Raw genomic sequence first — 22,217 nt, forward strand, 5'->3', positions numbered from 1 at the left:
TCTCGCAACCGGGCGCGCGGACGCCCACCCGGTGGCCCGTCCGCCCTGCCGGGTGGACGCGGCGTCACGGCGTGGGCGGAGTGGCCTGCTCGCGTGCCCGGCGGATCGCGTCCGACCACGCGGGGGTCGGTTGGACGGTCATCTCCAGGCGGTCGTGGTAGATGTCGTGGCCCTTGCGGTAGTAGGTGTGCGGATCCCAGTGGCCGAGGTCGCCGGCGGGGCGCGGGCCCGACTCGCCGGCGGGGTCCGTCTGCCGCCAGCACGTGTTGCCGGTGACCAGGAGGTCCCAGGCCGCGTACAGCTCCGCGCCGTCCTCCAGCCAGCGGAGCACCAGGCGCCACCCGATGCACTCCGGCAGGTGCGTCACCGGGGCGAGCACGATCCGCGCCGTCCCGCCCGGCTCCAGCGTCAGCGGGACGGGGACCTGCTCGCGGGGGCGTTCACCGTCGGGCAGCAGGGCCTCCACGACCAGCGGGCGGACGCCGGCGCTGAGGTGGACCTCGTAGTGCGGCTTCTCCAGCGGCCTGTTGCCGCCCACCGACTCCTCGGCCGACGTGCGCAGGTCCTCGGTGAGCACCGCCATCGGGCCGGGCGCGGACGCGAACAGCTGCGCGGGGAAGTCGTACGTCAGGAACGACGTGAACACCGCGCGCAAGTCGGTGACGACGACGGGCCCCTTCGCGTCGTTGACCAGCGACAGCACCACGTTGTGTCCGGTGACCGGCACTTCCAGCGTCGTCGGGTTCTCCACCACGCCGGGCGGGATGAGCTGCGAGCACTGGCTCAGCGACTCCAGCACCGCGACCAGGCCGCTCGGGCGGGTGATCATCGCATCGTGCACCTTGTGCTGGGTGGGCGACAGGTGGATGTCGTTGACCGGTCCGGCCACGCCCACCCCCATCGCCTCGGCGAGCTGCTCCAAGAGCGGCTTCTGCGGCTGCCCACCGTGCGGCTGCCCACCGTGCGGCTGCCCGCCCTCCTGCCCCCGGTCCCGCTGGTCACGGCGCCCGAACCACCTGGCCATGTCACATCCCCTCTCAGGGTCGTCGCGCGGTCTGGAACGGCCGGCCGCCGGCGTCGACCGCGACGCTGCCGCTGCGGCCGTCCACGGTCCAGTCGAGGAACAGCCGCCAGCTGACCACGCCGTCGGTGTTGACCACCCGGACGTCGATCACCTCCGGCTCGTCCCGGCTCACCCACAGCGGGAAGTCGTCCTGGCGCGTGAAGGCCTTCAGCACGGGCGCGCCGTCGCTCAGGTCCAGCCGGAACGCCCTGGTCCGGATCGACCCGGCGTGCGGCAGCAACCGACCGCGGGCGGGTTCCCGGCGCACGACCTCCGGCCGCAGCGACCGCAGGACCACCCGGCGTCGGCTGCGGCTCTCCACGACCAGCCGCAGCACGTGGCCGCTCACGGGGATCAGCGAGCCGGTCACGTCGTCACGCGAGTAGTCGACGTCGAGGAACTGCGACGTCACGATCACCGGCTCGCCGTCGGCGGGATCGTCGTCGAGCGGATCATCGTCGGCGTCCACGGCCCGAGAGCGCGCGCGGGAGACCTCCACCCACACCGTGGCCACGACCAGCAGCGCCACGACCGCCCACACCGTCAACGACCACCAGCGCCACGAGACCTCGACGGTGTTCGTCGCGAGGTTCCCGAGCAACGCCAACGCCGGGGCCAACAACACCACCGAGACGGCGGACAACCCGCCGCGACCCCCAGCCACCAGACCGGCTCCCCACCGTCGACGCACCGCCCCCACCCGAGTGTGGCACAACGGGGTTCGCGGCGGCCGTGGCGAGCGGCGACCCGCACGCGGTGGCGTTGAGCCTGGAGGGCCTGGCAGGCGCGGAAACCCTGATGGGGCACCACGAACGGGCCGCGAACCTGCTCGGCGCGGCGGCGGCGCGGGAGAACGCGGGCGCGGCGCTGCCCGAGGGCGAGGCCGGGGACGTCCGGCGGATCACTGCCCGGTGCCGGGCGGCGCTCGGCGACGACGCCTGCCGAGCGGCGCTCGACCGCGGCCGGCGCCTGAGCCCGGAGTGGCGCCGCTACCTCGACCCGGACGCGCCCGACCACCCGCTGACCGACCCGGACCGGTACATCAGCGAGGACAACGTGCCGGCGGTCGGGCGGGTGCCCTGAACGGGCGGACGCCCGGCGCGACGGGCGGGTGACCGGCCACGCGCGGACGGGTTGCCGGCCACCCCGACGCCGACAACCCGTCCCGTCCACACCCGCCCGACCAGGACTCGCCCGACCAGGACTCCCCCGGCAGGACTGCCCGGCTAGGACTTCGCCAACACCGCCACGTCCGTCGCGTACGGCGCCAGGGCCGCGCGCAATGCCTCGGGCACGCGGGTCGGGACCGTGGCCCCGTTCGGACCGCGCATGCACGCGATCCGCTGCCTGCCCCGGGCGATCAGGTGCTCCTCGTCGCCCTTCAGGTGCACGTAGTCGAACGCGAACTGGACCTGCGTCTGGGTCAGGTCCTCCAGCCGCATCCGCACCGACAGCACGTCGAACGCGGTGATCTCGGCGTAGAACTCGCAGTCCACCTTGAGCGTGAACAGCTTCAGGTCCTCGCGCACCTCCGCCAGCACGGCGGGGGCCTTCTCCTGGAGGAACATCTCCCGGCACCGCCCCTGCCAGCGCAGGTAGTTCACGTAGTAGACGTTGCCGACGATGTTGGTCTCCTCGAACCCGACGGTGTGCCGCAGCTCGTAGTAGTCGCTCACCGAATCGCTCCTTGTGCCTTGTGGACACTCGTGTCCGGTTGGTGGAGGACGGTCCCGCTCACGCCGCCTCCCCGGCGAGCACGGCGAACACCACGGGCGCGCGGCGACCGCTCAACGTGGTCGGCCAGGTCGCGATCAGCGCCCGACCGGACCGCAGCAGCACCCAGCCGTCGGCGTGCACCCGCTCGACGGTGATCGCCTGCGTGAACTCGCCGGTCTTGCGGACGCACTCGATCGCGCTCCACAGCCGGGTCGCGGCCACGTCCACCGGGTCGCCGGCCTCGGCCACGAGCAGGTCGCGCACCGGCAGCAGGTCCGGCCCGAGCAGCCCGGACCAGTCGTCCGCGCTCCGGTGGGCGACCTCCTGCACGTCGCACGCCAGCACGTCGGAGCCGACCACGGCGAGGGTGAGCCCGGCGCTGTGCGACGCGCTCACCGAGGCGCCGTCCAGTTCCGGCTTCCCGTCCGGCCGGTACCCCACCCGAGTGGGCACACCGACCGCACGGCTCACCGCGAGCCGCGTCTGCGCCCGCCGCTCGACCGTGCCGCCCGCCCCGTCGGCCGGGTCCGGTTCGACGACGACCGCGCGGCTGCCGCCGAGCACGCGTTCCAGCGACCGCTCCAGGTGCGAGCCGAGCATGGACGGCGTCCACGGGCCCGCGCCGTCGCGCTTGCGCACCGCGCGCAGCGTCAGCCCCTCCCAGCGCTCCACCACCTCGCCGGACGGTGTCCGCACGTCGAGGTCGTAGACGTAGCTGTCGCCGTCCTGCGACCGCTCCCGCGCGTCGAGGACCAGGTAGTCCACGTCCTGGTCGGCGGGCTTCGCGAGGTACAGCCGCTCGATCCGCTGCGGCAGCAGGGTGGCGTCCGGGACGCAGCACTGGATGGCGTGCATCATCGCGTCCCTGGCGCCGGGGTCGGCGAGGAGCCGCTGCTGCGGCAGGAACGCCGCGAACCACGTCGACTCCTGCCGGACCGCGATCTCGGCGACCGCGTGCCGCGCGTTCGCCCGCCGGTACCCGGTGAGCCGCTGGAACCGCTTGCCCTGGAACAGCACCGTGCCGTACAGCTCGGTCACCGGGTCGACCGGCACCAGCGGCAGCGCCGGTTCGCCGGTGGCCGGCTCGCCGGGGACCTCCGGCCGCGGGAACCGCAGCCTGGCGCGGAAGTGCTCGGCGCTGAACCCGGTCTCCGAGCTGCGCAGCACCACGTCCACCGTGCCGCCGTCGCCGGCCAGGGCCGCCAGGCGGATCGTCGTGCTGCCGTCCGGCGGGACCACGATCGGCCGCAGGAACTCGACGTCCTCCAGCAGCGGCGGCGCGGTGTTGCCGGTCACCGCCACGGCGACCTGCGTCATGGCCTCCATGCCGAGCACGGCGGGGAACAGCAGCTGCCGGTCCAGCAGGTGGTCGTCGAGGTACGGGTCGCTGCCGGAGCCGAGGTCCGCCTCGGTGATCAGCTCGATGCCCGGGTAGTGCACGACGGCGCGGTCCACGAACCGCGTCAGCGGCAGCTCGGCCCGCTCCAGCGGCAACGTCACCAGGCCCGCCGCGCGGCCGCTCACCACGAGCGTGCCGCTGGCATTCGTGCCGAGCAGCTTGCGGAGCACCTGGATGCCGTTCTCCGCCGAGATCGGCGTGATCCCGTCCCGCTTCAACGCCTCCACGACGCCGAGCCGCTCGCCCATGCCCGCGCCCGACCACACCGACCACTCCAGCGCCAAAGCCCTGGCGTTCGGGTGCTCGCGCTGGAACCGCTCGGTCAGCTCGCTCATCCAGCTGTTGGCGGTGGCGTAGTGCGCCTCGCCGCGCAGGCCGGCCCGGCCGATGATGCTGCCGAACGTCACCAGGAGCTTGACCCGGTCCTGGTCCACGGCGTCCAGCACGGCCCGCAGGCCGTCGACCTTGGGCGCCAGCGTGGCCCGGAACGCGGTCTCGGTGAGGCTGAACAACGCGGCCGGCTCGTTGCGGCCCGCGCCGTGCAGCACCGCCGTGACCGGGCCCAGCTCGCGCTGGACGCGTTCGATCGCGGCGGCCACCTGGTCGGCGGCGGTCACGTCGGCGCGCTCGTACCGGTACTCGATGCCGGCGGCGTCGAGCCGGGCCAGGTTGCCGGCCAGCTCCTCGTCGTGCGCCGGGTCGGCCCGGCCGAGCAGCGCGAGCCTGGCGTGGGAGTCCTTCGCCATGGCGAGGGCGCACTCCGCCGTGATGCCCTTGCCGCCGCCGGTCACCAGCAGCACGTCCGCCGCGTCGAGCGGGGACCCGCCCACCTCCGCGGGGAGGGTGAAGACGCGCAGCACCGGGACCCAGCGCCGGCCGACCTCGTCGTAGCGCACCTCGGCGAAGTCCGCCGTGGCCGCGGCCTCGCGGGTCACCTTGGCCACCGCCGCGGCGACGACCACGGGGTCGGTGGGCGTGACGTCGGCGAGCTCGACGATCGTGGTGCGGGCGGACGGGTCCTCCAGCCGCAGCGTCTTCGCCAGGCCCGACGCGCCGAGACCCTGCTGCACCACGACGAACCGGGTGCCGGTCGCGGCGGCCATCGCGGTGCGGCCGGCGTCGAGCATCAGCCCGGCGTGGCTCGCGTCGCAGTCCGCGGGCAGGCACAGCAGCACGCCGTCGCCGATGCCCGCCTCGGCCAACGCGGCCCGCAGCGGCTCCACCAGGGGGTGCCCCGGCGTGGCGAACGCGGTCCACTCGCCGGTCGGGGTGCCGGAGCCGACCTCCACCGAGGGCGGCGGCGCCTCGACCCAGTCCACCGCGAACGGGCGGACCCACGGCGCGACACCGGCGACCTCGCCGGACGCGGGTTCCTTGTCCTGCTCGGTCTCGGCCAGCTCGTCGATCATCTCGGCCAGCTCGCCGAGGCAGACCGTGGCGAAGTTCGGCATGGCCTCGAACGGGGGCCGGCCGAGCGCCCGGGTGGCCTCGTTCACCAGCTGGCCGACGGTGATCGAGCTGAGGTGCAGGTCGTCCAGCGGGTGGGTGTCCGCGCTGATCGTCTCCAGCGGCAGCTCGACCTTCTCGGAGGCGAGCTTGCGCAGCAGCTCCAGCGTCGGGTTCGCCCCGGCGCCGGCCACCGCGGGCCGGTCCGCCTGCGGCGCCTCCACCGCGACGGGCTGGTCCAGCTCGGCCAGGCCCGCGTCCAGCGCGGGAGCCGCCTCGCACGGGCTGGCCAGGAACGTCATCGTGCCGTCGAGCGGCAGCGGGCGCACCACGCGGCCGGCGAACAACGCGGCCGTGTCCACGTCCGCGCCGAGCGCGAACGCCGCGCCCACCGCGGAGAGCAGCGGCACCAGGGAGTTGTTGTCGGTGTCGAGCGACAGCACCGGCGTGCCCGGCGCGATCTCCGCCAGCAGCCCGGCCAGCACCCGTCCGGGGCCGACCTCCAGCGCCAGGTCGGCGCGCTCGACCGCCCGTGCGGCGGCCTCGCGGAACCGGACCGGCAGCAGCACCTGGTCCGGCAGCAGCTCGCGCAGGTCCTCCGCCGCGTGCAGCACCTCGCCGGTCACGGTGGACACCACGGGCCGGCTCAGGCGGTCGAACTCGAAGTCGGCCAGGTGCTCGGCCATCGCCACCGCCGCGGGCTGCACCAGCGGCGAGTGGAACGCGTGCGAGACGTTGATCCGGCTGGCCTGCACGCCGGCGGCCCGCGCCCTGGCGCACACCCGGTCCACCGCGTCGGCCGGGCCGGAGATCACGGTCTGCCTGGGGCTGTTGTACCCGGCGATGCCGACGTCCTCGCCGGCCATCAGCCGCTCGGCGGAGTCCGGGCCGACCGCCAGGCCGGCCATCGCGCCGCCGCCCTTGCTCGCCCGAGCCATCACCGCGCCGCGGATGCGGGCCAGCTGCTGCACCCTGGCCTCGTCCATCGCGCCGCCCCAGTGCAGCGCGGTCAGCTCGCCGAGGCTGTGCCCGACGGCGATGTCGCCCTCGATGCCGAGGCCGCGCAGCACGCGCAGACCGGCCAGCGAACCCGTGACGATGCGCGGCTGCGCCACCTCCGTGGCCACCTGGTCGCCGTCGACCGGCAGGCCCGCGGACCGGAACACCTCCTCCGCCGCGGCGAACCGGCGGCGGATCGCGCCGACCGCGCCCCGCCCGGAACCCTGCCCGGGGAACAGGAACGCGATGCTCGGCGCGGTGGAGCGGTGGTCGAGGAAGACGCCCTCGTCCGGCGCGAAGAGGCTCTCCTGGCCCGCGTCGATCGCGGTCAGCAGGCGGCGCAACCGGCGCTCGGCCTCCTCCGGCCCGGACGCCACGACGGCCGCCCGCACGGGGTGGCCGCCCAGCTCGTCGGCCAGGGCCGCGGCCAGGTCGGTGATCTCGGCCATGGCGAGCTTCGGCACGACCTGGACGAGCTGGGCGACCCGCGCCCGCAACCCGTCCAGGCCGGCCGCGTCGAGCAGCAGCAGCTCGGCGTTCTGCCGTCCGCTGACCAGCTCGACCGTGGTGGCGTCGAGCTCCCTCCGGCGGGGGACGTCCGGGGCCTGCTCGATCGCCACGTGCGTGTTGATGCCGCCGAAGCCCATCGCGGACACGCCGGCGCGCACCGGCTCGTCGGACGGCCACAGCTCGGCGTCCTTCGGCACCCGCATCGCCGCGTCCGCGTCGGTCAGCAGCGGGTGCGGGGTGTGGTGACCGGTGGCGGGCGGGATGACCTGGTGGTGCACGGCGAGGGCGGCCTTGATCAGACCGACCACGCCCGCCGCCGCCTTGGTGTGCCCGAAGTTGCCCTTGACGGTGCTCAGCGCGGCCGGCCGCGCGGTGGGGTCGGCGGCACGGCGGGCCGTGGACAGCGCCTCGATCTCCGTGGCGTCGCCGACCTCGGTGCCGGTGCCGTGGCCCTCGAAGTACGACACGGTCTCGACGCCGTAACCCGCCTTGCGGTACGCCCTGGTGAGCGCCAGGCGGTGGCCTTCCGCGGCGGGGCGGGTGATGCCGCCCTTGCCGTCGGACGACACGCCCCAGCCCGCGATCGTCGCGTAGATCCGCTTGCCGGCGGCCACCGCGTCCTCCTCGCGCATCAGCACGAGCAGGCCGGCGCCCTCGCCGGGCCAGAAGCCGTTGGAGTCGCGGTCGTAGACCTTCATCTCGCCCGTGGCGAGCGCGCCGGTCTTGGCGAAGCCGATGACCTCGAACGGGTCGATCGACAGGTCGACGCCGCCCGCGAGCGCCACGTCGACGTCCTCGTCCACCAGCGCCTTCGCCGCCGTGACGATCGAGAGCAGCGACGACGAGCACGCGCCGTCGACCGTGTACCCGCCGCCGTGCAGGTCGAAGTGGTTGCAGATCCGGCCGGCGATGGTGTTCGCCAGCCCGCCGGCCAGCGAGTCCTCGTTGATCGGCGGGAACGGCGCCTTGTACTGCTCCTCCAGGTCGCCCAGGAACGCGGCGGTCTCCTGGTCGCCCCAGCCCTTGGCGGCCAGCGCGGCGGCCACCGTGCGGCGCACGTACGGCCAGCGCAGCCGCATGACGTTCGCCCGGGAGAACTCGCCGGTGAGGCTGTTGCCGAGCACCACGCCGGTGGCGTGGTTCGGCAGGCCCCGCCCGTCCGGGAACCCGGCGTCCGCCAGCGCCCGCGACGCCACCTCAAGCGCCAACCAGTGCGTGAGGTCCGTGGCGCGGTAGGTGCTACCGGCGACGCGGTACTTCACCCGGTCGAACTCGAAGTCGCGCAGCACGGCGGCTTTCTCGGCGTAGAACCGGTCGGGCGCCTCGGGGTCCGGCGACCAGTAGTCCCGCCGGTTCATCCGTTCGTCGGGCAGCCTCCGGAACGCCCGCCGCCCGGCCAGCACGTTCTCCCAGAGCTCGCCGGGGGAACCGGCATCCGGATAGCACAGCCCAATACCGACAATCGCGATCCGCTCGCTGCCCATCGACGACCTTCCGTCGTTCCAGCCTTTCCTGTACCACCCCGACCCGGCGACGTGATCCGGTACTTCCGCGGTGTGCTGGCCGCCATTCAGACGTGTGCCAGGTGACCAGCATGCGCTGCCGCACGGCGGAAGTCTTCTCCGATAGTGCCGCCCCGGAGGGCGCGTCGACCGAGGTCGCGGAATCACCGCGGGAAGGCCGGGGAAATGGCCGCCAATTATATGGGTTCTATCGCGGCGGACTTCCTCTAAATTGTGGTCCTGAATCATTGACAACGTATTGATCCGACTGCGATGTTGGTGGAGCGGCTACGGAGAGCGATCGCTCGACTTCGCTCCGGTTGCCGGGATCACATTCTCCACAGGGAAGGAACACATCTCTCATGATCGGGAAGAACGCGGCCAGGATCGTCGCAGGCTCCGCCGTGGTGCTGGGCCTGCTGACCACGGGCGGGTTGACCGCCTCCGCGGCGCCGGCGTTGACCGTGACCCCCTCCTCCGGCCTGGCCGACGGCGCCACCGTGCAGGTGTCCGCCACGGGACTCCAGGCCGGGACGACCTACGACGTCGGCGAGTGCGCCTGGGTGGAGGCCGGCGTGCTGGCGTGCGCCCCTGAGACGTTCACGCGGGCGACGGCGAATTCGGCGGGATCTCTCGACAGCCCGTTGACCGTGCGCAAGACTTTCACCGGCGTCCTCTTCGACGGCACCACCTGGGGGACCGTGGACTGCACCACCGTGCAGTGCTCGGTCGGTGTCTCCGACGCCGCGGGCAACGGCCCCGGCGGCGTGCCGATCTCGTTCGCCTGAACCACCGTCAACACCTGATCGCTGCCTGATCACCACCGTCACCACGGGGCCCGGCGCGCGGTGTCGACGCGTGACCGCACCGTGGGACTGTGAGGATCGATGTCGACCTGGCTCGACGAGTGGAACCGGGCACAGGGCACGTACGTCAACGACCGGCACCGGGAGCGCCACTTCCGGTCCATCGCGGACGACGTGATCCGGTTGCTGCCCGCGAAGACGAGCCGGGTGCTCGACTACGGCCCCGGCGACGCGCTGTTCGCCGACGACATCGCCGCGGCGTGCGCGGGAGTGATCCTGTGCGAGGCGGCGGACAGCATCCGGGACCGGCTGGTGACGCGGTTCGCCGCCAGTCCCGGCGTCTCGGTGATCGGCCCGGACGGGCTCGCCGGCCTCCCGTCCGGGTCGATCGGCCTCGTCGTCGCCCACTCGGTGGTGCAGTACCTGTCACCGGAGGAGCTGGCCGCCTTCCTGCGGGAGGCGCGCCGGTTGCTCGGCGACGACGGCGTCCTCGTCATCGGCGACATCATCCCGCGCCGCGTCGGGCTGGTGACCGACACCGCGGAACTGCTGCGCTTCGCGGCCCGGGACGGGTTCGTCCTCGCCGCTCTCCGTGCCCTCGCGCGGAATGCGGCATCGCCGTACGCACGGGTGCGCAAGCGGTTGGGACTGACCCGGTTGGACGAGCACGAGGTGGTGGAGCTGGCGAGGGAAGCGGGCCTCACCGGTTCCCGGCAGGCACGCAACCTCGGCAACAACAACCGGTCGCGGTGGACGTTCATCGCGCGCCCCGACACGTGGTCGGGGGAAGCGTCGTAGCCAGGCGTGGTCACAGCACGGAAAAGGGGCGGTGCGGCTGATTGCCGCACCGCCCCTTTCCGTCTCGCCGCGGACGGAAACCCTCATGCGGCGCGGCCGGAGTCCTCCACGTGGTCGGAACCGCTGGTGTGGTCGGCCGTCAGGCTGACCGGCAGCGAGCGCAACCGGCGCAGCGGGAGGCTGCTGTCCCACGTCAGTTCCGACTGGTCCACGGCCAGCTTCACGTCGGGGAAGCGGTCGACGAAGGCGCGCACCGCGATCCTCGCCTCGGTCCGGGACAGCCCGGCGCCGATGCAGTAGTGCGGGCCGTAGCCGAAGCTCAGGTGGTCGCGCTCGGCGGACGGCGCACCGTTCTCCGCGCCGTTCTCCGCACCGTCCACCGCGCCGTGGTTCACCGGGCAGCGGTTCACGGCCAGGATGCTGACCAGCACCGCCGCGCCGCGCGGCACCTCGTGGCCGCCAATGGTCAGCGGCTCGGCCGCGAACCGCCAGGTCGTGTTCGGCACCGGCGGGAACAGCCGCAGCGTCTCCTCGACCAGCGCGGCCGCGCCGGCGTCGGTCTTCGCCGCCTCCCGCGCCTCGGGGTCCGTCACCACCGTCATCAGCAGCGACGCGAGCAGCCCGGCCGTGGTCTCGTGACCGGCGAAGATCAGCCCGGTGACGGCGGCGGTCAGCTCCTCGGCCTGCAACAGGTCCGGATCGGCCTCGTGCACCGCGACGAGGTCGGAGATGAAGTCCTCGCCAGGCTGGTCGCGCTTGCTCTCCACGGCCCGCTCCACCCAGTGCGCGAGCAGCGCGCGCCCGGCCTTGCGGACGGAGTGCTCGGCGCCGTACGCGATGTCCTCGGTGGCCTGGCGCAGGTCGGCGTGGGCCGTGGGCGGGATGCCCAGCAGCTCGCCGATCACCGTGAGCGGCACCGGGTAGCAGTACTCGGCGACGACGTCGACGGGGTTCGCGCCCATGGTCGCGATCCGGTCCAGCCGCTCGTCGCACGCGGCCCGGATGCGGGGCTCCAGCGCGCGGATGCGGCGCGGCGTGAACGCGGGCGCGTGCACGTTGCGGAGCCGGCGGTGTTGCGCCCCTTCCACGGCGATCAGCCCGGGGTGGGGCCGGGAACGCGTGCCGAGCACGGTGAACACCTCGGTCCAGTGCGGTGGCGCCAGCGCCGCGTCCTTGACCAGCCGGGTGTCCGAGAGCACCTTCCGGGCGATGCCCGGCTCGGTGACGACCCAGACGTACCCGCCGGCGGGGTACGGCGCGCGCACCACCGGGCCGGTGGTGTGCAGCACCTCGGCCAGCACGGCCAGATCGGGGTCGCGGGCGGCCTCGGCGAGATCCATCCCGAGGTCGGGAGCCGTTGTGTCCACTGCTCCTCCGATGTTCGTGAACGACGAGTTCCCGGCTGCTCCCCGCCGACGAAACACGGCTGGGGAATTCCGGACTGCGGATGACGTGCCGCGCGGTGCGGGCTGCGCGTCGCGGGCTGCGCATGTGCGGGCTGCGCATGTGCGGGCTGTGCATTGCGGGAAGCGAGCTACGGGCGGCGAAGATCGGCCCGACAGCACGGAACCCGGCTCCGCCGCGGGGTGGGCGCGGGCCGGGTTCCGAGAAGGACTTGGCTCCGAACGGGCTCTAGAGTCGTTCCTTCAGGTGAACCTCGACGGTGTCGCCCGCCTTCTTGTCGATGGCGGACAGGATCGCCGCCTTGACCGGCAGCATGTGGACCCCGCCGCCCATCGGGAGGAACGACGTCTTGAATTCCTGACCGTCGATGGTGCCGGCCACCTTGACCGACTTGCGGGTGCCGAAGAATTCGGCGGACTCGGGCCAGGTGATGTACGTCCAGGCCCCGTCGTCCGCAGTCGTCTCCAGCTTCGCGGTGAACTTCTTTTCCTCCATGATTCCCTCCTGCTTCGGCCACCTGCGAGACTAGCAAAGCCGAGTCGTCATTCGGTCGGTTTCCCGACCGACGTGATGGACTCACAGGCGCAACATGCCGGATTCACATAAGGCGCCGTGACCGATTCACGGAATGCTCGACCCGCTCTTCTGTGCGCGATCGGGATACCGCACCCGGTGGCGCGTCGTCAAACGGTCGCCGGCGCCCGACGTGATCACTCGCGGGCCAGCTCGATGATCGACGTGACGGACGGGTGGCCGACCGGGTGGACCCCGCGCACGGTCAGACCAGCGCTCGCGGCGATGGCCCGGAGTTCGGCGAGGCCGCGCTCCTTGCCGCCGGCGCACGCGAGCATGCGCAGGTCCATCACCGTGTTGGGTGACTCGCCGTCCGAGCCGATCGCCTCGATGACGAGCACGACGCCGTCGTCGCCGGCGGCGTCGGCGCACTGCCGCAGGATCTTCACCGCCGGCTCGTCGTCCCAGTCGTGGATGATCGCGGACAGCACGTAGCCGCCCGCCCCGACGGGCAGCGGGTCGAAGAAGCTCCCCGGCGCCACGTCGGCGCGCCCGAGGAGGCCGCGCTCGCGCAACAGCTCGCGGGCCTTCCCCGCGGGCCCCGGCAGGTCGACGACGGTGCCGCGCAGCTCGCCGTGCGCCGTCAGCAGCCGGGCGAGCAGGCTGCCGTCACCGCCGCCGACGTCCACCACGTGCCCGAGCGACGCCCAGTCGTAGGCGTCGGCGATGCCGCTGTTGTCCCGCTCGATGTGCCGGCTCATCAGCGCGTCGAACGACGCCGACAGCACCGGGTCGGCGCCCAGGTCGTCCCAGAACGACAGCCCGTACCGGACGGGGTAGGAAGCCTGCCCCGTCCGGACGGAGTGCGCCAGCTCCACGAACGCCAGGTCGCCGCGGCCCACCGCGCCGTCTGAGGTGAGCCACTGCCGCTTGCCGGCCGGGTGGTCGTCGCGCAGCTGCTCGCCGAACGCGGTGAGCGCGTACCGGCCGTCGTCGTCCCGGGTGAACAGGTCGACGGTCACCAGGTGCCGCAGCAGGCGGTCGAGCGCGCCCGCGTGGGCGCCGGCGGCGTCGGCGATCTCCTCCGCCGTGCGCCGGCCGGCGGCGATGTGGTCGGCGACCCGCAACGTGGCCGCGACGCGCACCGCCATCGGGGTGGCGAGGTCCGCGAGGGTCAGCAACCCGGCGCGCTTGACGTGCTGTGCCATCGGATTCCTTCCTACCGCCGCAGCGCGCGGGCGAATTCGCGGAGGTCGCCGACGAACAGGTCGGGCTCCTCCATCGCGGCGAAGTGGCCGCCGCGGTCGTACTCGGCCCAGTGCGCGATCCGCGGGTAGCGGGCTTCGGCCAGCGCGCGGATCGGCAGCGCGGGGTCGTGCGGGAAGACGGCCACGCCGAGCGGCACGGGCAGCGGCGGCGCGGCCGGCGGCGGGGTCGACGCGGTCGGCAGCATGGCCGCGTTGTCGAAGTAGAAGTCCGCCGAGGAGCCCGCGGTGGCGGTGAACCAGTAGATGGCGACGTTGGTCAGCAGGTGGTCGCGGTCGACGGCGTCGTCGGGCGTCTTGTCCGAGTCGGTCCAGTCCTTGAACTTCTCCGCGATCCACGCCAGCTGTCCGACCGGCGAGTCGGTGAGCGCGTAGGACAGCGTGCGCGGGCGCGTCGCCTGGAGCTTCATGTAGCCGGACAGCTCGTCGGCGTACCGGGTGAGCAGCCCGAGCCGGGCGAAGTCCGCCTCGGCCAGGCCCGCCAGCTCGGCCGGGTCGCCGCTGGGCGGCGTGACGAGGAAGTTGACGTGCAGCGCGATCACGTTGTCGGGGCGCATGTGCGCGAGGATCTCGGAGATCCACGCGCCGATGTCGCCGCCCTGGGCCACGTACCGCTGGTAGCCGAGCCGGTCCATCAGCTCGCCCCAGGCGTTGGCGACGCGGCCGAACGTCCAGCCGGCGTCCGGCGTGGGGCCGGAGAAGCCGAAGCCGGGCAGGGTCGGGATGACCAGGTGGTACGCCTCGGTGGGGTCGCCGCCGTGCGCCCGCGGGTCGGTGAGCTGGTCGATGACGTCCAGGAACTCGGCGGGCGAGCCCGGCCAGCCGTGCGTGACGATCATCGGCGTCGCGTCAGCCTCGGGCGAGCGGACGTGGATGAAGTGGATGTTCGCGCCGTCGATCGTGGTGGTGAACTGCGGGAACCGGTTGAGCTTCGCCTCGGCGGCACGCCAGTCGAACGACGTCTGCCAGTACGTGGCGAGCTCCTGCAGGTAGGCCTGCGGCACGCCCCGGCTCCACCCCGCGTCCACGGGGTCCGCCGGCCACCGCGTCGCGGCCAGCCGCCGGTTGAGGTCGTCCAGGGCCACCTGTGGGATGTCGATGCGGAAGGGTTCCATCCGAGGCTCCTCATGCGCTGATGTCGAGGCTGTTCCGGTCACGCCCCGAGGCGGGGCGGCACGCGCGACTCCAGCCGAAGCTACGGACGCGGCCGAACGCCCGGCAAGGCTTCCGACAAGCCCCGCGAGGACGGCGCAAGAACGGAGAAGAATCGTCCGGAAAAGGATCGGGACCGCATTCCAAGAGTAATCGCGGGACGCGCCGGCGACCTACCGTCGACCCACAGCCGATTTCCTTTTCCCACCGGAGGACGCGCCATGGACAGGTATGCCGGCAACCACGCGGTGGTCCTCGGCGCCGGCATCGCGGGACTGCTCTCGGCCCGCGTGCTCGCCGACCACTACCGGACGGTGACCGTGGTCGACCGCGACGCGGTGACCGGGGCGTCCGGTCCCCGTCAGGCCATTCCCCAGGGTCACCACATCCACGCCCTCCTGGCGCGCGGTCAGCAGATCCTGGACGAGCTGTTCCCCGGCTTCACCGAGGAGCTGCGGTCGATCGGCGTGCCGATCGGCGACTTCGGCACCAGCCTGAGCTGGTACTTCAACGGCGAGATGATCAAGAAGACGGAGACCGGCCTGACCTGCGTGGCGGCCGGTCGTCCCCTGCTGGAGGACCGCATCCGCCGCCGGGTCACGGCGCTGCCGGAGGTGACCGTCCGCGAGCACACCGACATCGTCGGCCTCATCACGGACCCCGACCGCAAGCGGGTCACCGGCGCGCGCGTGCAGGGCCGGTCCGGTGACGCGCCGGAGGAGCTGCTGACCGCCGACCTGGTCGTGGACGCGACCGGCCGCGGCACGCGCACCCCGCGCTGGCTCGGCGAGCTGGGCTACCCGGAGGTCGCCGAGGAGCGGGTCGCGATGGACTTGACCTACACGACGTGCGACTTCCACGGCCCGCTGGAGTTCGACCCGATCGGCGACGACATCGCGCTGCTGCCGGTGGCGACGCCCGCGATCCCGCGCGGCGCGATCTTCGCCCGGCTGCCCGACCGGTACAGCGTGTCGCTCACCGGGCTGCTCGGCGACCGGCCGCCCACCGACATGGAGGGGTTCCTCGCCTACGTCGAGTCGCTGCCCGTGCCGGAGATCTACAAGGCCGTGCAGAACGCGAAGCCGATGGGCGAGCCGAAGATGTTCCGCTTCCCGGCGAGCATCCGGCGGCGCTACGACCGCATGTCCCGCCTCCCGGCGGGCCTGCTGGTGATCGGCGACGCGGCGTGCGTGTTCAACCCCGTCTACGGGCAGGGCATGACGGTGGCCGCGATCGAGTCCACCGTGCTGGCGCGGCACGTCGCCAACGGCGAGGCGCCGAACCCGCGCCGGTACTTCGCGGACCTCGCGAAGGTGACCGACGCGCCGTGGGAGATGGCCGCCAGCGCGGACCTCGCGTTCCCCGGCGTGCAGGGCCGCCGCACGCTCAAGACGTGGATGGGCAACGCCTACGTGCCGCGCGTGCAGGCCGCCGCCGTGTACGACGAGGAGCTGACCGAGGCGTTCCTGCGGGCCGCCGGCCTGGTCGACCCGCCGCAGGCCCTCATGCGCCCGTCGATCGTCAAGCGGGTGCTGCGGGGCCGCCGGTGACCGCCTGGCGGGGCACGCTCAGCACGGACCCCGCCGACCTCGACGCGGCGGCCACCGACTTCGGCCGCCAGGTCAGCGGACGCCCGGCCGCCGTGCTGCGGCCGGGCGACGCGGAGGACGTCGCGGCGGTCACGCGCCACGGCCGTGAGCGCGGGATCGCCGTGGTGGCGCGCGGGGCCGGGCACTCGGTGGACGGCCAACCGCTCAGCCCCGGCGGGATCGTGGTCGTCACGGACACCCTGGCCGACGTGCGGCGGACCGGGCCGGACCGGGTCAGCGCGGGCGCGGGCGCGCGATGGAGCGCGGTCGTCGCGGCGACCCTGCCGGACGGCCTCGCGCCGCCGGTGCTGCCCGACTACCTCGAGCTGTCCGTGGGGGGCGTGCTCGCGGCGGGCGGGGTCGGGGGCGCCTGCCACCGGCACGGCTTCGTCGCCGACAACGTGCACGACCTCGACGTCGTCACGCCGGACGGCGCGCTGGTCACCTGCTCCCCCACCGAGCGGCCCGGGCTGTTCGACGCCGTGCGGGGCGGCCAGGGGCGGCACGGCGTGATCACCAGGGCCACGCTCGCCCTCACCGCCGCGCCCGCCCTGGTGCGCCGACACGAGCTGTCCTACCGCGACCTCGGCGTGTTCCTGGCCGACCAGGCGCTGGTGGCGGCCTCGCAGCGGTTCGCGCACGTCGAGGGGCACGCGCGGCACGTCGCCGGCGCCGGGTGGTGGTTCGGGCTGCACGCCGTGGCGGACGTCGACGCGGACGCCTCGCTCCCCGAGGGCCTCCGGCCGGACTCCGCGCACGTGGAAACGGGGCCGTACCTGGACTTCCTCCACCGCGCCGCCCCCGTGGAAGCCCACCTCCGCGCCACGGGGTCGTGGCAGCGCGACCCCCACCCGCGCATCACGCTGCTCGTGCCCGGACGGCACGCCGCGTCGCTGGTCGGCCTCGCGCTGGACGACCTGCCGCCCGAGGACGTCGCCGGCGGCCGGGTGCTGGTCTACCCCATCCCGACGGACCACCTCGCCGCGCCGAACGTCCCCCGGGCCGACGACGCGCTCACCGTCGTCCTCGCCATCCCGCGCACCGCGCCGGCGGGCGACCCGGACGCGCTGGACCGCATGCGGCGGGCCAACAAGTCACTCACCGCCCTGGTCGAAGAGGCCGGCGGCGCGCGCTACCCGGCGGCATGACGACACCACCGCCGAAGAACCCACCGAGAACACCCGAGGAAAGGCCGTTGCGATGACCATCGACCAGGCAACCCCGACGACTGCCGACGCCGACCGGGGCGCGGTCGCGGGCCTCACCGCCCGCATCGTCGCCGCGTGGGCCGACCACGACGCCGACGCGTTCGCGGACGTCTTCACCGAGGACGGCACGATGATCCTGTCCGGCGTCTACCAGGCGGGCCGCGCCGACATCCGCGCGTTCATGGCCGCCGCGTTCGCCGGCCCGTACCGCGGCACCCGCGTCACCGGCACGCCGTTCTCGCTGCGCTTCCTGCGCGACGACGTGGCCGTGCTGCTGACCGCGGGCGGCGTGCTGGCGCCGGGCGAGACCGAGGTTGCCCAAGACCGCGCGATCCGCGCCACCTGGCTCGCCGTGAAGCAGAACGGGGAATGGCGACTGGCCGCGTACCAGAACACCCCCGCGTCGCCCGCATAGCGCTCTCGGGGTGAGGAATTCCTTTCCCGAAGATGAGAAATTCACACCGACCAGGTTTGCCCATCACTTCGAATCGCGACCGGATCATCACATAATGTAGCGGTGGTGTGGTTCGCCCGAACGGCCCTGCCGCACCGGAAGGCGATTCGAACATCGAGGGAGTTAGGGTGTGAGCGGCGTGCGCGCAAATGAACCATCGGAACACGTCGGGGACCGGCAGGTCGATCCCCGGCGCTGGTGGATACTCGTCCTGCTCTGCGGTATGCAGTTCATGATCCTCCTGGACATGACGATCGTGAACGTGGCACTGCCGCACATCCAGGAGTCGCTCGGCTTCACCGAAGCCGGCCTGACCTGGGTGGTGAACGGATATGTGTTGATGTCGGGCGGCCTGCTGCTGCTCGGCGGCCGCTCGGCCGACATCTTCGGCCGGCGCAAGCTGCTGATGATCGGCGTCGGCCTGTTCGCCGTGTCGTCGGTCCTGGCCGGCGCGGCGACGTCCACCGGCATGATGGTCGCCGGCCGCATCGGGCAGGGCATCGCCGAGGCGATCGCCGCGCCGGCGTCCCTCGGCCTGATCGCCCTGCTGTTCACCGACCCCGGTGAGCGCACGAAGGCGCTGGGCGCGTGGGGCGGCATCACCGCGCTGGCGGGCACGCTGGGCTACGTCATCTCCGGCCTGCTGACCGACATGGCGTCGTGGCGGTGGATCTTCTACATCAACATCCCCATCGCGCTGCTGGTGCTGGTGCTGATCCCGCGGATGGTGACCGAGAGCAAGATGGTGCGCGAGAAGGGCGCCGGGCTCGACGTCGCGGGCGCGATCACGTCCACCACCGGCCTGTTCGCCATCGTCTACGGCCTGCTCCAGGCGGTGGACCACCCGTGGGGCTCCGCGGCCGTCGTGCTGCCGCTCGGGCTCGGCGTCGCGCTGATCCTGGCGATGCTCATCATCGAGCGGCGGGCGAAGGACCCGTTGATCCCGCTGCGGTTCTTCGCGAACCGGACGCGGTCGGTCATCAACACCGCGTCCCTGTTCTACATGGCGGCGTTCATCTCCTACACGTTCATGCTGACGTTGTTCATGCAGCAGGTACTGGAGTACTCGCCGTTGCGGACCGGCCTGTCGTGGCTGCCACTGGGCCTGGGCATCGGCGTGGGCATCGGCCTCGGCACCGCGTTCATCCCCAAGGTCGGCGTCAAGGCCGTCGCCGCGGTGGGCTTCGCGGGCGCCGGTGTCGGCCTGTTCCTGACCAGCATGATCGGCGTCGAGACGACGTACCTCGGCGGCATCCTGCCCGGCATGATCGTGTTCGGCGTCTTCGCGGGCGCGTCCATGCCCGCGGGCACCAACGCCGCGCTGCACGGCGTGACCGAGCAGGACTCCGGCCTGGCGTCGGGTGTGCAGACCACCGCGCTCCAGGTCGGCAGCGCGCTCGGCCTGGCGGTGCTCGTGACGCTCGCGCTGCGCGACGCCATGGGCGAGATCCAGCAGGGCGTGGACGTGGACGTCGCGATGACGGCCGGCTACGGCCTGGCGCTGCGCGTCGGCGCGGTGCTGATGGTGGTCGGCGCGGTCCTGATCGCGGCGCTGCTCGAGCGCGTGGACACCAAGTTGCGCGACCCGGTGGCCGAGATGGTCCAGCACACCGCCTGACCGGCGGCGGGCACCGACTCGCACGGAACGCGGAACGCCGTCGCACCCCCAGGGTGCGACGGCGTTCCGCTGTGTCAGGGCAGGCCACCCCCTATCGACCACGAACGCCCCGGCGTCAGGACCCTCTCCCCCGCCCCGCCCCCGCTGCGCGGCCTGGCTGCGGCCTGCGGCAGCACACTGCTGGAAGCACACCGTTGGACCGGGCTCGGCATCCGTCCACTCCCCGCGGACTCCGCCTACCGCCCGGTCGTGCTCCCGGCTCTCTCACCGGCTCCAGAGCACGGTGCCCGCCACCGGGCCGCCTCACAATCACCGGGCCGCCCTGCCGTCCGGCCCAGCCAACCCACCACCGGTCCGGCTCGCCAGTCGCCGACCCCAACCCACCACCCGTCCGGCTCGCCACTCGCCCACCCAACCCACCACCGGTCCGGCTCGCCACTCGCCCACCCAACCCACCGCCGGGCACCTCACCACCGGCGAAGCCAGGCACACCGCCCACACCCACACCCCCGCCTCCATCCCCACGCACGCACGCGGAAACGCTGCGGGCGGTGGCCCCGAGGTGGGGACCACCGCCCGCAGCGGCGTGGTGCGTGGTTCGTGATCTGTGGACCTAGCCGCAGCGGTAGAGCATGGCGTCGCCGTAGCCCGGCAGGGGCAGCATGTCCTCGGCCGGCGTGATCGGCGCGCCGCCGTAGACGGCCGGGTCGACCGGGGCGCAGTTGTCCTGGACCCACTCGACGCGCTCGCGCTGCTCCTCGCCGCCCATGCCGGCGATGCCGCCCATCCGCTTCTCGCCCGGAGCCGCGGTCAGGACGTACCGCAGCGCGCCGTCGTCGACCCACCGGCGCAGCTGGTCGACCGAAGGCGCGGCGTCCGCGCCGAGGTAGCCGCCCATGCTGACGAGCATCGCGTCGCTGTCGATGATGAACGACGACGCGGCCAGGCCGCCGCCCTCGACCGCCAACGTGATGGCGGCGCCGTCGGAGTTCCGCTCGGCGTACTCCAGCACCTTGCGGTTCTCCTCGTGCAGGACCGCTCCGGCGAACCCGCCGGCACGCGGCGGTGCGGGCTCGACGTGCTCGAAGCCCGGGATCACGGCGCCCGCCGGCAGCTCGCCACGCGTCAACGCGTTCAACGCCTCGTTGGGCGGTCCGGCGGACGGGAAGCCGCCGTTCGTCTTGTGCTCGGCGGCGGACACCACCGACCACACCGCCGGCGTGAACAGCATCGCCACCACGCCGAGCAGGAACGCCGACCGGCCCACGGTCCGGCGCTGCGCCGACGACCGGCTGCCCAGCACCAGGCCGACCACCGACACCAGGGTCGCCGCGATCACGACCCACTTGGTCCAACCCTGCCACGACGGGTCGCGGTCGATCAGGACCACCGCCCAGGCGCCGGTGAGCGCGACGGACGCCGGGAGCAGCAGCCACCCGCGGCCGCGGCCGGTGCGGTAGGTGCGCCACAGCAACGACAAGCCGGCCGCGGAGATCGCCGCGATCGGCGGCGCGAGGGCCGTCGTGTAGTACGGGTGCCAGATGCCCTCGGTGAAGCTGAACACGAGGATCGTGACGACCAGCCAGGTGCTCCACAGCAGCCACCCGGCGCGCTGGAGGCGGTTGCCGGGGACGCGGAACCACAGCCGCCGGTAACCGGCTGCGCCGACCACGGCCAGGACGAGCAGGCTGAACGGCAGCAGCCACGAGATCTGGCCGCCCACCTCCAGCACGAACATCCGCGTGACGTCCGGGTAGCCGCCGCCCATGCCGACCGCGCCGAGCTGCACGTGCAGGCCCGAGCCGCCGTACTGCTGGCCGAGGTTGAAGATCTTGCCGAAGCCGTTGTAGCCGATGATGTTGTCGAGCGCGGTGCCGTCGAGGCTCGCGCCCATGTACGGCTTGCGGCCCGGCCACACGTCCAGCAGCACCGGCCACCACAGGGACGACACGGCCAGCACGCCGCCCGCCGCCAGCAGGTGGTTCACCCGGCGGCGCACGGGACCGTCGACGCACACCAGGTACACCAGCGCCAGGCCGGGCACGATCACCCAGGCCGCCATGAGCTTCGTGGTGAAGCCGCAGCCGATGAGGAACGCGCACAGCAGCAGCCACCGCACCTGGCTCCGGGCCGCGTCGCTGTGCACCGCGCGGGTGAACGCGTAGGCCGCCGCGACCAGCAGGAGCACCAACAGGGTGTCGGTGTTGTTGCTGCGGTTCACCATGACGGTGACCGGCGTGAGCGCCAGGATCAGCGCCGCGACCAGGGCGACGCGCTCACCGGCCCACAGCCGGACCGTGCGGTGCAGCAGCACGACGGTCGCGACGCCCTCGATCACCTGCGGCAGCATGAGCGCCCAGCTGTGGAAGCCGAACACCGAGGCGAAGACCGCCTGCGGCCACAGCGCCATCGGCGGCTTGGCCGCGTTGACCACGCCGTACGGGTCGGCGGCGCCGAAGAGGAAGTTGGGCAGGCTCTCGGTCATCGACCTGATCGCGGCCGAGTAGTAGGCGTTGCCGAAGTCGCTCGCGCCGATGGCCCACGTGTAGAGGACGCCGGCGAGCGCGCAGATGCCGAGGAGGATCAGGCCCGCGCCGCGGACGTGGTCCCGGTTCTTCCCACCGGCTGCCGCCCTCGGCTCCGGTCCCGCAGGCCTCGGTACGGCCAACGGCGGGTGGTGCGTGACAGAAGCCATCGGTATTCCCTTCGCCCTTCTTGCCGCCTGGTACCGACCCGTCGACGTGACACGTCGCGAATCGGTCCTCAGGGTCGTCG

16 protein-coding genes are annotated in these 22,217 nt (G+C 73.0%); 7 read left to right on the top strand and 9 right to left on the bottom strand.

Annotation, left to right across the window (positions count from 1 at the left end; genetic code table 11):
* Positions 1–64: 64 nt before the first annotated feature.
* Together ACRAKH_RS21165 and ACRAKH_RS21170 are read right to left on the bottom strand one after the other, a co-directional pair.
* Complete coding sequence (locus ACRAKH_RS21165; RefSeq protein WP_380723310.1) at positions 65–1,024, bottom strand: hypothetical protein; 960 nt, start codon at positions 1,022–1,024, stop codon at positions 65–67.
* Between the two features lie 13 nt (positions 1,025–1,037).
* Entirely contained in the window at positions 1,038–1,727 is a 690-nt protein-coding gene (locus tag ACRAKH_RS21170) for a hypothetical protein (RefSeq protein ID WP_380723309.1), read from the bottom strand.
* A gap of 68 nt (positions 1,728–1,795) precedes the next feature.
* Here ACRAKH_RS21170 and ACRAKH_RS21175 point away from each other — a divergent pair, with 68 nt between their 5' ends.
* Positions 1,796–2,146 carry a hypothetical protein gene (locus tag ACRAKH_RS21175; protein ID WP_380723308.1) on the top strand — a complete coding sequence of 117 codons (351 nt, stop codon included), beginning with the start codon at positions 1,796–1,798 and terminating at the stop codon, positions 2,144–2,146.
* 143 nt (positions 2,147–2,289) lie between these two features.
* Here ACRAKH_RS21175 and ACRAKH_RS21180 read toward each other — a convergent pair whose 3' ends face one another.
* Both ACRAKH_RS21180 and ACRAKH_RS21185 read right to left on the bottom strand, forming a co-directional pair.
* A complete protein-coding gene (locus tag ACRAKH_RS21180) occupies positions 2,290–2,739 on the bottom strand; it encodes an acyl-CoA thioesterase (protein ID WP_380723307.1) in 450 nt (149 codons plus the stop codon).
* Between the two features lie 58 nt (positions 2,740–2,797).
* Positions 2,798–8,617, bottom strand: coding sequence for a type I polyketide synthase (locus ACRAKH_RS21185; RefSeq protein WP_380723306.1), 5,820 nt, complete (start codon positions 8,615–8,617; stop codon positions 2,798–2,800).
* Between the two features lie 380 nt (positions 8,618–8,997).
* Here ACRAKH_RS21185 and ACRAKH_RS21190 point away from each other — a divergent pair, with 380 nt between their 5' ends.
* On the top strand, positions 8,998–9,423 hold the full coding sequence (locus ACRAKH_RS21190) for an enediyne antibiotic chromoprotein (RefSeq protein WP_380723305.1): 426 nt from the start codon (positions 8,998–9,000) through the stop codon (positions 9,421–9,423).
* A gap of 99 nt (positions 9,424–9,522) precedes the next feature.
* Positions 9,523–10,239, top strand: coding sequence for a class I SAM-dependent methyltransferase (locus tag ACRAKH_RS21195; protein ID WP_380723304.1), 717 nt, complete (start codon positions 9,523–9,525; stop codon positions 10,237–10,239).
* A gap of 83 nt (positions 10,240–10,322) precedes the next feature.
* Here the strand turns inward: ACRAKH_RS21195 and ACRAKH_RS21200 are convergent, their stop codons facing one another.
* The 4 genes from ACRAKH_RS21200 to ACRAKH_RS21215 all read right to left on the bottom strand — a co-directional run bounded on the left by ACRAKH_RS21200 (position 10,323) and on the right by ACRAKH_RS21215 (position 14,536).
* Entirely contained in the window at positions 10,323–11,606 is a 1,284-nt protein-coding gene (locus ACRAKH_RS21200; protein ID WP_380723303.1) for a cytochrome P450, read from the bottom strand.
* Between the two features lie 265 nt (positions 11,607–11,871).
* A complete protein-coding gene (locus tag ACRAKH_RS21205; RefSeq protein WP_380723302.1) occupies positions 11,872–12,138 on the bottom strand; it encodes a DUF1905 domain-containing protein in 267 nt (88 codons plus the stop codon).
* Between the two features lie 215 nt (positions 12,139–12,353).
* Positions 12,354–13,364, bottom strand: coding sequence for a methyltransferase (locus tag ACRAKH_RS21210; RefSeq protein WP_380723301.1), 1,011 nt, complete (start codon positions 13,362–13,364; stop codon positions 12,354–12,356).
* 11 nt (positions 13,365–13,375) lie between these two features.
* Positions 13,376–14,536 (bottom strand): epoxide hydrolase family protein, encoded by a 1,161-nt coding sequence (locus ACRAKH_RS21215; protein ID WP_380723300.1) that lies wholly within the window; start codon positions 14,534–14,536, stop codon positions 13,376–13,378.
* 258 nt (positions 14,537–14,794) lie between these two features.
* Here ACRAKH_RS21215 and ACRAKH_RS21220 point away from each other — a divergent pair, with 258 nt between their 5' ends.
* The 4 genes from ACRAKH_RS21220 (at position 14,795) to ACRAKH_RS21235 (ending at position 19,442) form a co-directional block, all read left to right on the top strand.
* Positions 14,795–16,123 (top strand): FAD-dependent oxidoreductase, encoded by a 1,329-nt coding sequence (locus ACRAKH_RS21220; RefSeq protein WP_380723298.1) that lies wholly within the window; start codon positions 14,795–14,797, stop codon positions 16,121–16,123.
* Positions 16,120–17,310, top strand: a complete 1,191-nt coding sequence (locus ACRAKH_RS21225; protein ID WP_447009208.1) for an FAD-binding protein — start codon at positions 16,120–16,122, stop codon at positions 17,308–17,310. Before ACRAKH_RS21220 ends, ACRAKH_RS21225 begins: the two co-directional genes overlap by 4 nt.
* Positions 17,311–17,362: 52 nt before the next feature.
* On the top strand, positions 17,363–17,785 hold the full coding sequence (locus tag ACRAKH_RS21230) for an SgcJ/EcaC family oxidoreductase (RefSeq protein WP_380729531.1): 423 nt from the start codon (positions 17,363–17,365) through the stop codon (positions 17,783–17,785).
* Positions 17,786–18,047: 262 nt separating this feature from the next.
* On the top strand, positions 18,048–19,442 hold the full coding sequence (locus ACRAKH_RS21235) for an MFS transporter (protein WP_380729528.1): 1,395 nt from the start codon (positions 18,048–18,050) through the stop codon (positions 19,440–19,442).
* Between the two features lie 613 nt (positions 19,443–20,055).
* On the opposite strand, the gene ACRAKH_RS21240 is transcribed toward ACRAKH_RS21235, so the two are convergent.
* Positions 20,056–22,137, bottom strand: a complete 2,082-nt coding sequence (locus ACRAKH_RS21240) for an ArnT family glycosyltransferase (RefSeq protein WP_380729525.1) — start codon at positions 22,135–22,137, stop codon at positions 20,056–20,058.
* Between the last annotated feature and the right edge of the window lie 80 nt (positions 22,138–22,217).

The sequence above is a fragment of the Saccharothrix hoggarensis genome (assembly GCF_052936025.1).

Excerpts from the sequence above, each read along its gene's own strand:
- ACRAKH_RS21215 (WP_380723300.1), bottom strand. The coding sequence starts at position 14,536 with ATGGAACCCTTCCGCATCGACATCCCACAGGTGGCCCTGGACGACCTC.
- ACRAKH_RS21230 (WP_380729531.1), top strand. The coding sequence starts at position 17,363 with ATGACCATCGACCAGGCAACCCCGACGACTGCCGACGCCGACCGGGGC.
- ACRAKH_RS21210 (WP_380723301.1), bottom strand. The coding sequence starts at position 13,364 with ATGGCACAGCACGTCAAGCGCGCCGGGTTGCTGACCCTCGCGGACCTC.
- ACRAKH_RS21205 (WP_380723302.1), bottom strand. The coding sequence starts at position 12,138 with ATGGAGGAAAAGAAGTTCACCGCGAAGCTGGAGACGACTGCGGACGAC.
- ACRAKH_RS21190 (WP_380723305.1), top strand. The coding sequence starts at position 8,998 with ATGATCGGGAAGAACGCGGCCAGGATCGTCGCAGGCTCCGCCGTGGTG.
- ACRAKH_RS21185 (WP_380723306.1), bottom strand. The coding sequence starts at position 8,617 with ATGGGCAGCGAGCGGATCGCGATTGTCGGTATTGGGCTGTGCTATCCG.
- ACRAKH_RS21165 (WP_380723310.1), bottom strand. The coding sequence starts at position 1,024 with ATGGCCAGGTGGTTCGGGCGCCGTGACCAGCGGGACCGGGGGCAGGAG.
- ACRAKH_RS21240 (WP_380729525.1), bottom strand. The coding sequence starts at position 22,137 with ATGGCTTCTGTCACGCACCACCCGCCGTTGGCCGTACCGAGGCCTGCG.
- ACRAKH_RS21195 (WP_380723304.1), top strand. The coding sequence starts at position 9,523 with ATGTCGACCTGGCTCGACGAGTGGAACCGGGCACAGGGCACGTACGTC.
- ACRAKH_RS21235 (WP_380729528.1), top strand. The coding sequence starts at position 18,048 with ATGCAGTTCATGATCCTCCTGGACATGACGATCGTGAACGTGGCACTG.
- ACRAKH_RS21220 (WP_380723298.1), top strand. The coding sequence starts at position 14,795 with ATGGACAGGTATGCCGGCAACCACGCGGTGGTCCTCGGCGCCGGCATC.